Source organism: Nitrosopumilus sp. b2 (genome assembly GCF_014078535.1).
Lineage (GTDB): Archaea > Thermoproteota > Nitrososphaeria > Nitrososphaerales > Nitrosopumilaceae > Nitrosopumilus > Nitrosopumilus piranensis.
This window is the reverse complement of the sequence record NZ_MU078703.1, coordinates 91,884-103,679: the sequence shown is the minus strand read 5'-3', so window position 1 is coordinate 103,679 and position 11,796 is coordinate 91,884. Positions and strand designations below refer to the sequence as shown.

21 protein-coding genes and 1 tRNA gene are annotated in these 11,796 nt (G+C 32.5%); 11 read left to right on the top strand and 11 right to left on the bottom strand.

Annotation, left to right across the window (positions count from 1 at the left end; all coding sequences use genetic code 11):
* Window positions 1-3: 3 nt before the first annotated feature.
* Window positions 4-645 (bottom strand): hypothetical protein, encoded by a 642-nt coding sequence (locus C6989_RS06180; RefSeq protein WP_148703762.1) that lies wholly within the window; start codon window positions 643-645, stop codon window positions 4-6.
* A gap of 83 nt (window positions 646-728) precedes the next feature.
* Here C6989_RS06180 and C6989_RS06175 point away from each other — a divergent pair, with 83 nt between their 5' ends.
* A complete protein-coding gene (locus C6989_RS06175; protein WP_182126683.1) occupies window positions 729-1,205 on the top strand; it encodes a hypothetical protein in 477 nt (158 codons plus the stop codon).
* Window positions 1,206-1,209: 4 nt separating this feature from the next.
* Here C6989_RS06175 and C6989_RS06170 read toward each other — a convergent pair whose 3' ends face one another.
* A complete protein-coding gene (locus tag C6989_RS06170) occupies window positions 1,210-1,566 on the bottom strand; it encodes a tetratricopeptide repeat protein (protein ID WP_182126682.1) in 357 nt (118 codons plus the stop codon).
* A 46-nt stretch (window positions 1,567-1,612) separates the two neighbouring features.
* Complete coding sequence (locus tag C6989_RS06165; protein ID WP_182126724.1) at window positions 1,613-3,022, bottom strand: peptidase; 1,410 nt, start codon at window positions 3,020-3,022, stop codon at window positions 1,613-1,615.
* An 86-nt stretch (window positions 3,023-3,108) separates the two neighbouring features.
* On the opposite strand from C6989_RS06165, the gene C6989_RS06160 reads away from it, so the two are divergent.
* Window positions 3,109-3,336, top strand: a complete 228-nt coding sequence (locus C6989_RS06160; RefSeq protein ID WP_182126729.1) for a hypothetical protein — start codon at window positions 3,109-3,111, stop codon at window positions 3,334-3,336.
* A gap of 35 nt (window positions 3,337-3,371) precedes the next feature.
* Here C6989_RS06160 and C6989_RS06155 read toward each other — a convergent pair whose 3' ends face one another.
* The gene (locus C6989_RS06155; RefSeq protein WP_014962771.1) at window positions 3,372-3,515 is read right to left on the bottom strand and encodes a hypothetical protein; all 144 of its coding nucleotides are present in this window, start codon (window positions 3,513-3,515) and stop codon (window positions 3,372-3,374) included.
* Between the two features lie 53 nt (window positions 3,516-3,568).
* Window positions 3,569-4,447, bottom strand: coding sequence for a hypothetical protein (locus tag C6989_RS06150; RefSeq protein WP_182126681.1), 879 nt, complete (start codon window positions 4,445-4,447; stop codon window positions 3,569-3,571).
* Between the two features lie 112 nt (window positions 4,448-4,559).
* Here C6989_RS06150 and C6989_RS06145 point away from each other — a divergent pair.
* Both C6989_RS06145 and C6989_RS06140 read left to right on the top strand, forming a co-directional pair.
* Window positions 4,560-4,634 (top strand) — tRNA-Glu (locus C6989_RS06145).
* Window positions 4,635-5,248: 614 nt separating this feature from the next.
* Window positions 5,249-5,419, top strand: coding sequence for a hypothetical protein (locus C6989_RS06140; protein WP_182126680.1), 171 nt, complete (start codon window positions 5,249-5,251; stop codon window positions 5,417-5,419).
* A 4-nt stretch (window positions 5,420-5,423) separates the two neighbouring features.
* Here the strand turns inward: C6989_RS06140 and C6989_RS06135 are convergent, their stop codons facing one another.
* Window positions 5,424-5,798 carry a hypothetical protein gene (locus C6989_RS06135; protein WP_182126679.1) on the bottom strand — a complete coding sequence of 125 codons (375 nt, stop codon included), beginning with the start codon at window positions 5,796-5,798 and terminating at the stop codon, window positions 5,424-5,426.
* A 238-nt stretch (window positions 5,799-6,036) separates the two neighbouring features.
* Window positions 6,037-6,747 carry a hypothetical protein gene (locus tag C6989_RS06130; protein WP_182126678.1) on the bottom strand — a complete coding sequence of 237 codons (711 nt, stop codon included), beginning with the start codon at window positions 6,745-6,747 and terminating at the stop codon, window positions 6,037-6,039.
* A gap of 105 nt (window positions 6,748-6,852) precedes the next feature.
* On the opposite strand from C6989_RS06130, the gene C6989_RS06125 reads away from it, so the two are divergent.
* Window positions 6,853-7,296 (top strand): Lrp/AsnC family transcriptional regulator, encoded by a 444-nt coding sequence (locus C6989_RS06125; protein WP_182126677.1) that lies wholly within the window; start codon window positions 6,853-6,855, stop codon window positions 7,294-7,296.
* A 10-nt stretch (window positions 7,297-7,306) separates the two neighbouring features.
* Here the strand turns inward: C6989_RS06125 and C6989_RS06120 are convergent, their stop codons facing one another.
* The 3 genes from C6989_RS06120 to C6989_RS06110 form a co-directional block, all read right to left on the bottom strand.
* A complete protein-coding gene (locus C6989_RS06120) occupies window positions 7,307-7,603 on the bottom strand; it encodes a hypothetical protein (RefSeq protein ID WP_182126676.1) in 297 nt (98 codons plus the stop codon).
* A 268-nt stretch (window positions 7,604-7,871) separates the two neighbouring features.
* On the bottom strand, window positions 7,872-8,021 hold the full coding sequence (locus tag C6989_RS06115) for a hypothetical protein (RefSeq protein WP_182126675.1): 150 nt from the start codon (window positions 8,019-8,021) through the stop codon (window positions 7,872-7,874).
* A gap of 9 nt (window positions 8,022-8,030) precedes the next feature.
* The gene (locus C6989_RS06110) at window positions 8,031-8,270 is read right to left on the bottom strand and encodes an Lrp/AsnC ligand binding domain-containing protein (RefSeq protein WP_182126674.1); all 240 of its coding nucleotides are present in this window, start codon (window positions 8,268-8,270) and stop codon (window positions 8,031-8,033) included.
* A 139-nt stretch (window positions 8,271-8,409) separates the two neighbouring features.
* Here C6989_RS06110 and C6989_RS06105 point away from each other — a divergent pair, with 139 nt between their 5' ends.
* The gene (locus C6989_RS06105) at window positions 8,410-8,562 is read left to right on the top strand and encodes a hypothetical protein (protein ID WP_160272916.1); all 153 of its coding nucleotides are present in this window, start codon (window positions 8,410-8,412) and stop codon (window positions 8,560-8,562) included.
* Window positions 8,563-8,565: 3 nt separating this feature from the next.
* Here C6989_RS06105 and C6989_RS06100 read toward each other — a convergent pair whose 3' ends face one another.
* The gene (locus tag C6989_RS06100; RefSeq protein WP_182126673.1) at window positions 8,566-8,916 is read right to left on the bottom strand and encodes a DUF6659 family protein; all 351 of its coding nucleotides are present in this window, start codon (window positions 8,914-8,916) and stop codon (window positions 8,566-8,568) included.
* A 449-nt stretch (window positions 8,917-9,365) separates the two neighbouring features.
* On the opposite strand from C6989_RS06100, the gene C6989_RS06095 reads away from it, so the two are divergent.
* The 5 genes from C6989_RS06095 to C6989_RS06075 all read left to right on the top strand — a co-directional run bounded on the left by C6989_RS06095 (window position 9,366) and on the right by C6989_RS06075 (window position 11,340).
* Window positions 9,366-9,524, top strand: coding sequence for a hypothetical protein (locus C6989_RS06095; protein WP_182126672.1), 159 nt, complete (start codon window positions 9,366-9,368; stop codon window positions 9,522-9,524).
* Between the two features lie 126 nt (window positions 9,525-9,650).
* Window positions 9,651-9,890 carry an Lrp/AsnC ligand binding domain-containing protein gene (locus C6989_RS06090; protein ID WP_182126671.1) on the top strand — a complete coding sequence of 80 codons (240 nt, stop codon included), beginning with the start codon at window positions 9,651-9,653 and terminating at the stop codon, window positions 9,888-9,890.
* 6 nt (window positions 9,891-9,896) lie between these two features.
* Complete coding sequence (locus tag C6989_RS06085; RefSeq protein WP_182126670.1) at window positions 9,897-10,427, top strand: Lrp/AsnC ligand binding domain-containing protein; 531 nt, start codon at window positions 9,897-9,899, stop codon at window positions 10,425-10,427.
* A 472-nt stretch (window positions 10,428-10,899) separates the two neighbouring features.
* Window positions 10,900-11,154, top strand: coding sequence for a hypothetical protein (locus C6989_RS06080; RefSeq protein WP_148703799.1), 255 nt, complete (start codon window positions 10,900-10,902; stop codon window positions 11,152-11,154).
* Between the two features lie 12 nt (window positions 11,155-11,166).
* Window positions 11,167-11,340, top strand: a complete 174-nt coding sequence (locus tag C6989_RS06075) for a DUF1059 domain-containing protein (RefSeq protein ID WP_182126669.1) — start codon at window positions 11,167-11,169, stop codon at window positions 11,338-11,340.
* Window positions 11,341-11,796 lie beyond the last annotated feature (456 nt).

Here is an 11,796-nt window from a genome sequence, read left to right as displayed (position 1 = left end):
AATTCAAACAATGTGAACTATAGTACTTAGTCCTCGCTTTTCTGTTTCAACATCATTTTCAAATTCATAAATGGTAACCGTAAATGATATGACATCTCGCTGCTTTGCATTTTCTGCATGAAGTTTTAGATGTATATCCATAAATTCAAAATCATCTAGGGGCAGATTTGTCTCATCCAAGTATGCGCCACATGTTGATTCTATCCTAAATCGGTCATCTTTGAAGTGATATCCCAGTCTAACTTTCCTACCTTTTCTTGCAGTTGCTTTTACATTTACATCAATTATTCCAGGTTTTGCCTCAGTGTAACTTGCAGTCTTGTTTACAAAGACTCCAATTTGGAGAGGTTTTCCGGCAGTTGATTCTGCCATCTTTTGTATACCGTCATTCATTACAACATCTATTGCTGGAATCGATGTTGCTACTTTTGCAATCCAAGTGTTTGTTTTAGTAATGGTTGCACGAATTCCTTCTCTTCTTCGTTTGTCTTCATCTTCAGGCAATTTGTAATAATCAACCCATGCCTCATAGTCATGAGAAATATCTTCGATAAAGTCCATGCATGTCCTTTGATATGAGTTCACATCAGTAGTTCTCTCTGACTCATCACCAGTTCTCATAGAGTCATCAGTCGGCATTGCCATACCCTAAGCCATTCCAAAGTTCTAAAAAAACCAATCTGGGAAAAAATTAATGGTTATAATAGGAATTTCTTTTCAAAATAATCATGATATTTTCAGAATTGATTGCAGATCTTCAAGATGCTTTGAAAAAGGACTTGGCGCAGATTCGATTTCTCTTAAAGAAAAACCCAGCAATGGGATACACCAAAATTGTCGATATTGGAAAAGAGGTAGGCAAAAAATACAACATCAAACTAGTTGTGAATTTTCCAAAAGAAGGAAGAATCGAGGAATTTGAGATGTATGGGAAAAGGGATTTGAGTTTGATCGTAGACTATGAAAGAAAGAGATTTCCAATAGACAGAGAGCAAATCAAACAAAAGGCATTGGAGTTCTTAGGAGATGTTCAAACAGAAGATGCATACATGTATGAGAACAAAGAAGGGGTCAGAGTTTTTGGGAAAAACTGGAAGATAGACATTTTGCCTCACTCAGTACACATCTGGACTGAGTTTGATGAGAAAGTTACAGCATTTTGTGATTGGTTAATGGAAAATGCATATCAGATGAAAAAGAAATAATCTACTAGTTTTCTAGTTTTTCAAGCAAGTTTTGGGCTTCAGAATTTTTAGAGTCTATCTTTAGAACTTGTTTGCAGCACTCTATGGCTTTGTCTTTTTGTTCCAAAGCCAAATGAACATTGGTTTTTAGTTTTAGTGTCTCAACGTCAGTCTCATCTAGCTCAAATGCTTTCTCAAAATATGGTAATGCATTTTTTGCATCATCTACTAAAAAATAGACACTGCCCATAATGAACATAAAATCATGATCATCTGAATATTGAGATTCTAGACTTTTTCCAAGTTTTATTGCGTCTCCATACTCACCATCTTTGATCAATTTTTTTATTTTACGTTTAGGATGCTTGAAAAGTCCAACCATTTTTCCTCAATTGAGTTTAGCTAGTTCACAATTTGAATGTAGACAATCATGAAGAGATGCTCATGATTCCTTCTTTGATTAGGAATTGAATACCCTGAACAAAGGAGTTATCATCAATTGCGCCATCTGCCCACCATGCAGCATTTTGTTTTATCCAAGAAGGAATTTCATTTGAAGAGCCAGTTCCTTGTGCAGTTGGGGGAATCTGCATAATTCCTTCTTTGATTAGGAACTGAATACCCTGAACAAAGGAGTTATCATCAATTGCGCCATCTGCCCACCATCCAGCGTTGTTCTTAATCCATTCAGGGATTTTTTGAGTTGTGCTTACTGGGGGAGTTACTGTGCTTCCATCACCATAAATTGTAATAGGAATTTCCAAATAATCATCTTGAGTTGATGGGACAAGTCCTTCAGGGGCCAAGCCATAAATCCAAATAACATAATTTGCAGTTCCTGGTTTTTCCTTAACTACCATATCCAAAATATACTGGCCTGATGGAGAATAGAGGTATTGCCTGCCTTCTTCTTGAGCAAGGGATCTTAGCGGAGTCAAATTATCATCTACAACCAGAACATCAAATTGGACTTGATTCAAAAATTCTGTATCATCAAATTTACTGATGAATTTGATTAGCCATTGCATTTCACATCCTTGCACAGGATCTTCAGGTCCATAAAATACATGAATTTGATAAGCAAAGTTTTTGGTGGCCTTCTTTACTTGAGTATCTCTTTCAAAGCTAGTATCACATCCTTGTGCTGAAAAAGTATCAACAGTTGAAACAATTCCAGAAAATGGACTAGTAGATACATTCTCTTGATATTTTAATAATTCAAATTTGTATTCAGCTGGTGGAATACCTTCTGAGACATGTGTCAAAGTATGTGCTTTTACAGGAAATGGAAATTCATCTACAATCCAAACTTTACTAGAATATCCACCAGTCTTCCATCCAATTTGTACAGTATCCCAAGTTCCAGATTGCACAGTAATTGTTTCAATTTTCATTGGAAGTACTTGTTCACCACCAATGTTTCCAATCTTTCCCCAAGATGTAGCACTAAATGCTTTAGGTCCTTTTCCACCTGCACTTCCATCAGATGTAGCAAATGCAGACAACCAAGCTACTGAAGACTTGAATGCGCCACGATATACTCCCAATTCAGGACTTCCGCCAGTTGGTTCAGGTGCAATCTTTCCAAGTTCCATTTCACCAACAATTACTTTGTTGCCATCATATACTACAACTTCTGCTAACCACTTTGTTTCGCTACCAACTTGCTTGTCTCCCTTTATCCACATATCAAGACCAAATTGAGCACATTCTTTGTAGTCAACATGGCACATATTGTATGAAAAATAGTCACCTTGTTTGAGACCTTCACCAACATACCAGGTTCCAGGTTTATCGACACCTCCAGATTGGATCTGTGCAAATGCTGAAGGAATCATCAATGTACCTAAAAGTACAGTCAAAAGTATTGAAAGAGTAAACAGTTTATTCAAATCTAAAAAAAATTATCAAAAGAGATAGTTAAATGTTATTCAACCTTGTTCAAATAAGCAAATATAGAGGAAAATTTAGAGAGTGGTTAGACATGTGTGAATGCCCAAAAGTTCACTTGTATGAAGTAGAATTCAAGTTAGATGGAATGAATGTTGTACCAACCCACAAAAATTGTGGATTTGCACTTGATTCAAAACAAAACGACAAGTTCCAAAAAGAGTTAGTAAAATCTTGGGGCTTTGAAGAAGACGAAGAGTAATTTTAAAAATAAAAGAAAAAATTGGAATAATCCAATTACATGTCTTTAGTAGCTTCTTTACAAACGTCAGTATTACATTTGCAATCTGCACTACAGATGCAATGACCTTGCATTGCACAATCACATGCATAATCAGGATCGCCGCTATCAGCTTCGCATCCACATGCTTGATCTGTCATGACAAACCATAATCTTACTTATTTTAAAAGGTTAGTACAAGACGATGGAAGAATTATTCCAAGCCTGCTCCAAGTAATCTATTGCAAGAATTTTGAACTAAATCAGCCTGTTGTAGCAATACATTAGAATCAGCCTCAATATCAAATGCAGTCTTTAGCACATGAATAAGATCAGGATTTCTGTGTAGTGTGTCTTTGATTTTTATGAAATTTTCCTTGTTGAGATATCCAAGATAAAAGTAGCAATCTGAAATCATCGAATTTTGTAAAAAATAGTCATGCTTTTTTTGAATGATTTGGGAATTACTATTTTCAACCATATCAGAAAATCCGATGGTAGACTTTGTCATGCGTTCAAGTAAGACAGGTGTGGCCCTTTCAATTCCAACTGTTTGAGTTACAACAGAGATGTGTTCATTGATTAGAGTTTTTTTTAATTTTCTTAAAGAGTCAAGTAGATGCGTAGGTCCTAACCTCTGATTATTCAATGATGAGATGGCATCTGCCAAATAAAATGATGCACACTTTTGCCAGCAAGGAGCAAATTCATCAGAATTCTCAATTGCTTCTTTAGTTTTTTGGCAGCAAAACATTGATTCAATCAAAGAATTTTTAGCAAAATCAGAAAACAGAGATGAACGTTTTTCTTTGATTTTTGAGAGAAACATACGAAGTTCCCAAGAGTCATCTTGAAGAATTTGCATGTTATCATATTGCAATAGTTTTTTTGAATTGTTTTCAGAAAATGTACCATGATGAAGAACGACAGTTTCATTATCAATTTGTATAATTTGATCAGGTTCTGATTTGTCATCAAAAACTACAATATCATATGCACATGAATCAAAGCAGTTTTCAGAAATTCTACATCCACCTAGACCCGCAGGAAAATCAGATAACTCTAGTCTTTGAGCAAGTTTTTTCAAATCCATATGAAATGATATTACTAGATTTTCTATAAATTGCCAAACTCACAAAGTTTAACAAATTCATGTAAAGTCAAAACCTTTCCTTTAAATTGAGACATAGATTGTTTTGGATTAAGCTCCTATAGTGTAGTCCGGTTAAGCATACAGCCCTCTCAAGGCTGTGACCCGGGTTCAAATCCCGGTGGGAGCATTACACGTTTGGTTTAAATCTCCATCTGGCTACATTATACAAGAATGTTAAAACAACAATTTTTAGGCACAAAAGACAATTCGATCAGATTATACAATTATGACAGGATTATTACTCGAACGTTTACGCTAATGCAAAAAGATCTTAGTGAAAAAAATGTAAATCTAATCAATCAATGTAGAATTGTTTTGATTAATAATCTTGGAATGGACTTAATCAAATTTAATTCACGGAAGCTGAGAGGGAACAGTGGCAATTCTCAGCAAAGTTATGTTAATCATAACTGCATTCCAGCTTCCGTCGCAATAGTTGGCAATTCATCACTAAAAAAACACATGTCTTTTTGAAATTAACTTTCTCTAAAAATCAGGAAGCCAACTGCATCCACCCTCTACCTAATGCTGCTGTAAGCGAGCATCAGTAACACGATGGGAATTTCATATGACAATGGATATTGTGTCGGCTCCTTGATACTATTACTCATTCATCACATAAAATATGATCAGAAAAAATCTTAAAACATGTTTAAATTTGATAGATTTTTTTAAAATTTTTAAAAAAATATTCAGTTTTCAAAAACTCATTCTTAGATAACACAAACCCCTAATCAAAACATGTCATTGTTAAAGACAACAAGATTGACCAAGCAAGGAAGTCGCTTTGAAATTGAGATTCCTCCTGAATGTGTTGAAAAACTAGGATGGAGAAATGGACTTGTTTTAGAGATAGACATTCAAGATTCTGAAGCAGTCATAAAGAAATTACAAGGGTTTGTAGGAAAATGAAACCTCAATCCTCTAAAGACTCTGTATTTTCTTCTAGCAAGCCCAAAGACATGCCATGGTTTTTTCTTCTAGTATTACTTGGATTGTTAGGATTAATCTCACTCTTCAAAATGTTTGATTGAAACGATTTGTCAATAGAAAATTGTTGAAGATAGTTGTAATGAATTTTCAAAAAATCAACAATTTGCCTGTTTTCGTCCTTTTTTAGGCATGAATTAGTTGCAAACATGCCAAGATCTTTCAAATCAGACCTTAGTTTGGTATGTGATTTTTTGATTTCCTCTACATTGTGTAATTTTGAAAATTCTTTGATGTTTCCTTCAATTTCTAAAACATCCTTTTCTAATGCATGAATATTTTGAGTAATGCTTGAGTGCATAAATGGTTAATATGTTGGGATCAAAGATAACTCTTTTCTCATACAAATTAATTATTGTAAGTAATTTCAAATTAATTTAAACATATTTTCATGTTTTAGATGGAGAGTTTTTTATTCCATATTAGAATAAGCTGTGATGGTAGTAGTCAACTGAATGAAAACGTTGGTGCGATAAAAAAGGTCAACGGACAAGGACAATGTTCTTGCGTAAGGTTTCAGTGGATTACTATCATCTTTTCTAATATGCCAAATGATACTTTAGTTCATTGATTTTATTTTTGAGAACAGTTGCAATTATCCTATACATCTCTATTGTATCTAAATCAAGATAGATGTCTTTGAGAAATTTCCATTGGGATTCAATTACAATTTTTGAATTTGTTTTAACATCTTTTTCTTGTGGGGTGTATCTAGAGATAACAATTGTTCGCTCTTTGAGTAGGCATTTTATCATCAATGCTCGTAATCTTTGTTCTTGGTATAATGCATCTGCAACATTATCTCTGACTAGCCCAGGAGGTAATGTTGTGAGTTTTTGATATCCACTCCACACAAAATCTTCAACTTTTGAATTGAATAATCCTTTCTTTATTGTTGTGATTGTTCCAAAATCTAACGGTCCTAATTGTATTGAGGGCGAAAGTGACAAAAAGAATCGTAGTTTCCTCCAAGAATGTTTGTGAACACCCATCCCAACATGGCTTCCCATCACAAAGTCACATTTTGCATATTCTTGTTTTTTTATGATTTCAATAAAATCAATTGGATAGTTTTCTAGTTTTAATGTCCCTACATGTCCAATTCCATCAGTAGTTCCAAGAAAAACAGCATCAATGTTATCTGCTTCAAAATCTAGTCTCTTCTCTGAAATCATAGAACTGATTTCATGTTTTTTGAGATGTGTCTGCAGTTTTTCTATCTCAGGTTCAACATGTAATAACATGGACATTAGATTATGTTATAATTTGATGATTATAAGATATATCAATTAAAAACCTTATATTTATAAAGTAAAACCTTCTATTCTTAAATATTTGTTAAGAGAATAATACGTATGAAAATGGATGAAAAAGATACTCATATACTAAAACTGCTTTTAGCAGATTCTAGGCAATCTGCAAGAAAGTTGTCACTTAGAATGGGACTATCTACAGTAACTATGATATCAAGAATCAAGAGGCTTGAAGAACAAAAAGTGATTCAGGGGTATTCTGTTCGTCTTGATCATGAACTACTTGGATATGAGCTGACAGCAGTAATTGAGATTACAACAAATCAAGGAAAGATGTTAGAGATTGAAAACCATATTGCACAACAAGAAAATGTTATTGCAGTTTATGATATTACAGGCAATGCAGACATACTAGTTATTGCAAAATTCAAAGACAGGAAATCTTTGAGCATCTTTGTCAAGAAACTCTCTACAGTTCCAAATGTAGAAAATACTGTAACCCATATTGTACTAAATACTATTAAAGAAGATGAACGTTTCATATAAAATTCTTCAGTCATTGTCTTGCAATCCTCTCTTTGCTGAGGATTTCACCAGAATTCTTGTTAATTTCAATTCCTATCTCTTGATATCTCATTCTTACAATTACTGAAATTATCTTTGGATTATCAATAGATGTGATTGATTCTAATTCAAAATTATAGTGCCCGTCTCTTTCTAATTCATCATGAATTATTTTCAATGCCTTTTCATCATTTATTGTTGTTTTTTGTTTAGAGAATTTTATTGACAACACAATCAAAATTAGAATTATTAATAATCCAAATCCTATTTCAAACCAAAACAAACTCATTTTCACTTTAGGATTGATTTAATAGAATTTATTGGTCATTGTGCCAATACAAAAAATTTGTTTACAAAAAATATTATTTTTTAAAATATTGAATAGCAGTAATCTTACAAAACCAGGCTTTCTCTGGGTACAGCCCATTGATCAGTTTAACTTTTCAATGTTGTTCATTGTTTGACTACTGCAAAGTTACTACCCACATATTGGAATAAAAGTACGATTGTTTGAATTCTTAAAACTTGTTTAAAATATGATGATTTTTTAAAATAGTTTATCCGCCTGTTGCTGCATCAAATAATGCACATTCACATTCATCTCTTTTATCACAATAAGGACATCTACAATGACAATGTGGAAGAGGATTATGACACAAGTGACAATCGGTAAATTTATCAATTTGTAAAGATGTTTTTTGTGACATTTTTTCCACCTAACTTTGTCCTACTACACCAGTTAATGTCAAAGTAGCTCGGATGTATGGCAGTTTACGAATCTTCCAGGTTATCTCTTCACGTAACTTGTCAGTGGAATCAGTAATGACTTCTGCAATAATATCATATGCCCCAAATGTTCCATGAGCTTCTTTTACAGATGATAGACTTCTCAGAGCCTCCAGAATCTCTTTTTCTGATCCTAAACTACAATTAATTAGCACATATGCCTTTTTCATGAGGTATTTTTAGTTAAATTATATTTTAAACATTAGTTCAAAATATTATAAATTTAAAACTATTAATCCAGTTTTTTTAAAAAGATTTAAACTTTATAGACATATTCCTTTATATTCATTTATTGTTAAATTAACTCAAATGTCATGGGTAGTACAATGTCCAAAACACGGAGCAGTGATAGAAGAATACCATTTTCAAGCCTTACGAGAACTAGAATTACACAGTAAGGAAAAGTGTGATTTTAAGCATGACTTGTCTCTTCTCTTTGAGCTAAAAGAACAATCAGCCTAGAAATCATTCTATTAGTTGACGAATTTTTTCAATAATGACGTTGTGTTCGGCTGTTGTTTCCATTCCAATTACAAGTACAGCATAATTTTTTAGAGGAAAAGTAATTCTTTTGACTTTTTCATACTCAGTAAGAGAATATTTTCCTGTACCTAAAAATGGATACAGCAATTCACGTGTTTTCCAACGTAGTAAAGTATTGTGAATGGATTTTGTTAATTCATCTGGAGGCAATAGTGATGAAATCCCATCATGCATTCCTCCTGCTAACAACTCACCATTATTATGATAAACATAAACAGATCTTATCTGTGGTTCTAGTCCAAGAATTAATGAACATAGTTTTTTAGGATTCATGACTTATGGAAAATTTGCTCTACCAATACGCCATTTTTCTAACCGCTTCCAATCTTCATCATCATTTTGTTTATCAGAGGACTTTATCTTGTGTTCAGTCTTCCCCATGAATTCATTATAACATATCTAAAACAAAAATAATGGGGAGAAAAACCTATACAGATATTCATTTTTTATTAATTTTTAAAATAGAAAATGAATTTTTGTTTATGTTATTTTATAAACAAAACTAATGCCGATACTGCAGCCAGTATTCCAATAAAAATTAGAACATTTCGCAGAGAACTGGTATGTACCAAATGACTCATCATAACATATTTTGGGTTTTCTAAAAGATAAATTTAATCTTTGGAAACTTTAAATTTTTTTAATTAATGTTAGATTTTCAAATAAATTTTCATTTCCCCAATATACTACTTTATTGATAATAAAATCACATAGTAGTCAGATTGAACATCTATGATACAAAATCAATAACATGCAAGGATTGTGGTAAAGTTATTGGAGAAGTAGATTATGATGCAGAGATTATCCTTCCAAGGTGCGGTCAATGCTCAAATCCCATACCAGATGTAAAAGACAAGATGCCATACCTGATTTATCACTAGGCTCAAAACTTCTATTAAATTTAATGAAAAAATTATTTAAAATCATTTAGAAAATTTTTAAAATATTAAACAATTTTTAATGCAATGTAGAGTTTTGCTTAAATATTTTTTTCGCATATTTTCCTCATGGACACTGCCTTTGTATTAGTTAACTGCGATCTTGGGGCAGAAGAAAAAGTGCTTGTAGAACTAAAACATATTGATTCGGTAAAGGAAGTATGTGGAACATTTGGAGCATACGATGTTATTGCAAAGATTGAAGATTCAGATAGAGACAAAGTCAGAGATACAATTACTTGGAATATTAGGAAAATTCCACACGTACGCTCTACATTGACACTAGTTGGGATACCAGGACAGTCCTAGAAAAAAATGGCCAAAGTTTATGTTTTAATTATTAATGAATCAGGAAAAGAAGATTCAGTAATTTCTCATCTACGTAATATACAAAGTGTTTCTAATGCATATGGTACATTTGGAAGTTATGATATTTTAGCAAAGCTAGAATCATCAGATGAGAAAAACATTCAACAAGACATTTCAAATGGAATAAGAAAAATACCAAACATAAGATCCACACTCACACTACTAGTTGACAAAAGATCAGGAATTTCTAAAATAAGTGATACAGAGCAAAAAGTACTAGATGAGCATATGGCTCAAGCCTACATTACAATTCATTGTTTAAAATCAGAAGAAGAAAATATTATCAGTAAATTAAATGCAGTTGCCGAAGTAGTAGAGGCATACACACTAGTAGGAAACTATGAAATCATTAGCAAAGTTGTAGCACCAACTTATAATGAAATATCAGAAATCATAAGCAAAAAGATTAGAAAGATTCCTGGAATAAAATCTACAATAACAATTAATCTAATAAACAATCAGGGATTTGATAAATAATTTTTATGTAAATGCCAGCACTTCGCCTTTAGCACATTTTTCTTTAAAATCTTCTTTATCTTTTTCTTGGTCTTTCATGTTTTTGGACATGCCTTAAGTATTACAATTATATCATTTATTGTAGCTAGTGAAAATTCTATAAAACTGTCTAAAAATGATCAAAAAATTAAACATCTTTTCAAGTTTAGAAATTTTTCTTCTAATATCATGGATATGATTATGAATTATGGATGAGATTCTAAAATGTGAATGCCCACCAGGCTCAAAGACCTATGAAAATGATGATGGAATGCAGATTTGTGTTTCATGTGAAGGCTGGGTTGAAGCACAATCCTAGTCTTTGATTTTTTGTTTAGAAAAATTGTTAAAAAACAATCAAGTATGAAAATATGTTAAGTATTTTTTAGTAATTTTTACAAGTATTAAGAAATCAATGAACTAGAGTTATTTTGTATATTGTTACTCATAAAATATGCAAACTGATGTCCGTCATGATATCAGAAAATTAGAAAACGAGATCGTACAGATAGAAAACAAAATAGTTGAATTTATGAATTTTAGACATCAAGCAGAAATCAAAAAATCATTACACAAGTTAGAATCAGATTTGAAATATCTGAGCATTCTTGCAAATGGTGCACCTATTGATAAAAGAGAGGACAGAAAAGTAATGGATTTTTTGAGAGTTCATTATGACTATTTGCAAAAACTATCGGTGCCAGTGTAATAGTGAAAATCCATGTTTGAGTTAAAATGTAATGATTATGGGTTTGAATGCAATTATGAGATTAAAGGAGACAAAGAATCAGTTACAGAACAATTCAAGGCACATGTCTATGAAGAACATGGAATAGATTACACAAAAGAGGCAGTTACACAGTTCATACTACGAAAATATCCTGAATGTAAATAAAAATACAGATTATTCAAATACGAATTTTGAATTTTTGTCCCATACTGCAAACACTTGCCTTACATACAGAACATATGCTTTCTATATCCAGTCTTTTGCAACCACACATACACATACATTCTTGAAATTCCATTTGGTTTTCCCTCAATCAAGTTCTTCGGGATGTCCTTTTCCACGTAGTGAAAACAAGACTATTGCAAGGGTAATTGCTACTCCTGCAGCAGCTCCATATGCTGCCATTCCAGCTTCAGCCATAATCAATCTAATAAGAAATTAACAATAAACATAATGGTGTCAAAACAAAAAATTTGTTTGATTCTGCAAGAAAAATCTAATAAGTTTTAACTATCACTAGTTGTTTTTCAAAATTCCAAAAATTAAGTTTCAGTGTCGTCATAACCACTTTCCCTGCCACAATGACTACAAGTCCTTTGGTTTTGGAATAATTCTTTTCCA

Coding starts and splice junctions, on each gene's coding strand:
- C6989_RS06180 (WP_148703762.1), bottom strand. CDS start 645: ATGGCAATGCCGACTGATGACTCTATGAGAACTGGTGATGAGTCAGAG.
- C6989_RS06175 (WP_182126683.1), top strand. CDS start 729: ATGATATTTTCAGAATTGATTGCAGATCTTCAAGATGCTTTGAAAAAG.
- C6989_RS06170 (WP_182126682.1), bottom strand. CDS start 1,566: ATGGTTGGACTTTTCAAGCATCCTAAACGTAAAATAAAAAAATTGATC.
- C6989_RS06165 (WP_182126724.1), bottom strand. CDS start 3,022: ATGATTCCTTCAGCATTTGCACAGATCCAATCTGGAGGTGTCGATAAA.
- C6989_RS06160 (WP_182126729.1), top strand. CDS start 3,109: ATGTTATTCAACCTTGTTCAAATAAGCAAATATAGAGGAAAATTTAGA.
- C6989_RS06155 (WP_014962771.1), bottom strand. CDS start 3,515: ATGACAGATCAAGCATGTGGATGCGAAGCTGATAGCGGCGATCCTGAT.
- C6989_RS06150 (WP_182126681.1), bottom strand. CDS start 4,447: ATGGATTTGAAAAAACTTGCTCAAAGACTAGAGTTATCTGATTTTCCT.
- C6989_RS06140 (WP_182126680.1), top strand. CDS start 5,249: ATGTCATTGTTAAAGACAACAAGATTGACCAAGCAAGGAAGTCGCTTT.
- C6989_RS06135 (WP_182126679.1), bottom strand. CDS start 5,798: ATGCACTCAAGCATTACTCAAAATATTCATGCATTAGAAAAGGATGTT.
- C6989_RS06130 (WP_182126678.1), bottom strand. CDS start 6,747: ATGTCCATGTTATTACATGTTGAACCTGAGATAGAAAAACTGCAGACA.
- C6989_RS06125 (WP_182126677.1), top strand. CDS start 6,853: ATGAAAATGGATGAAAAAGATACTCATATACTAAAACTGCTTTTAGCA.
- C6989_RS06120 (WP_182126676.1), bottom strand. CDS start 7,603: ATGAGTTTGTTTTGGTTTGAAATAGGATTTGGATTATTAATAATTCTA.
- C6989_RS06115 (WP_182126675.1), bottom strand. CDS start 8,021: ATGTCACAAAAAACATCTTTACAAATTGATAAATTTACCGATTGTCAC.
- C6989_RS06110 (WP_182126674.1), bottom strand. CDS start 8,270: ATGAAAAAGGCATATGTGCTAATTAATTGTAGTTTAGGATCAGAAAAA.
- C6989_RS06105 (WP_160272916.1), top strand. CDS start 8,410: ATGTCATGGGTAGTACAATGTCCAAAACACGGAGCAGTGATAGAAGAA.
- C6989_RS06100 (WP_182126673.1), bottom strand. CDS start 8,916: ATGAATCCTAAAAAACTATGTTCATTAATTCTTGGACTAGAACCACAG.
- C6989_RS06090 (WP_182126671.1), top strand. CDS start 9,651: ATGGACACTGCCTTTGTATTAGTTAACTGCGATCTTGGGGCAGAAGAA.
- C6989_RS06085 (WP_182126670.1), top strand. CDS start 9,897: ATGGCCAAAGTTTATGTTTTAATTATTAATGAATCAGGAAAAGAAGAT.
- C6989_RS06080 (WP_148703799.1), top strand. CDS start 10,900: ATGCAAACTGATGTCCGTCATGATATCAGAAAATTAGAAAACGAGATC.
- C6989_RS06075 (WP_182126669.1), top strand. CDS start 11,167: ATGTTTGAGTTAAAATGTAATGATTATGGGTTTGAATGCAATTATGAG.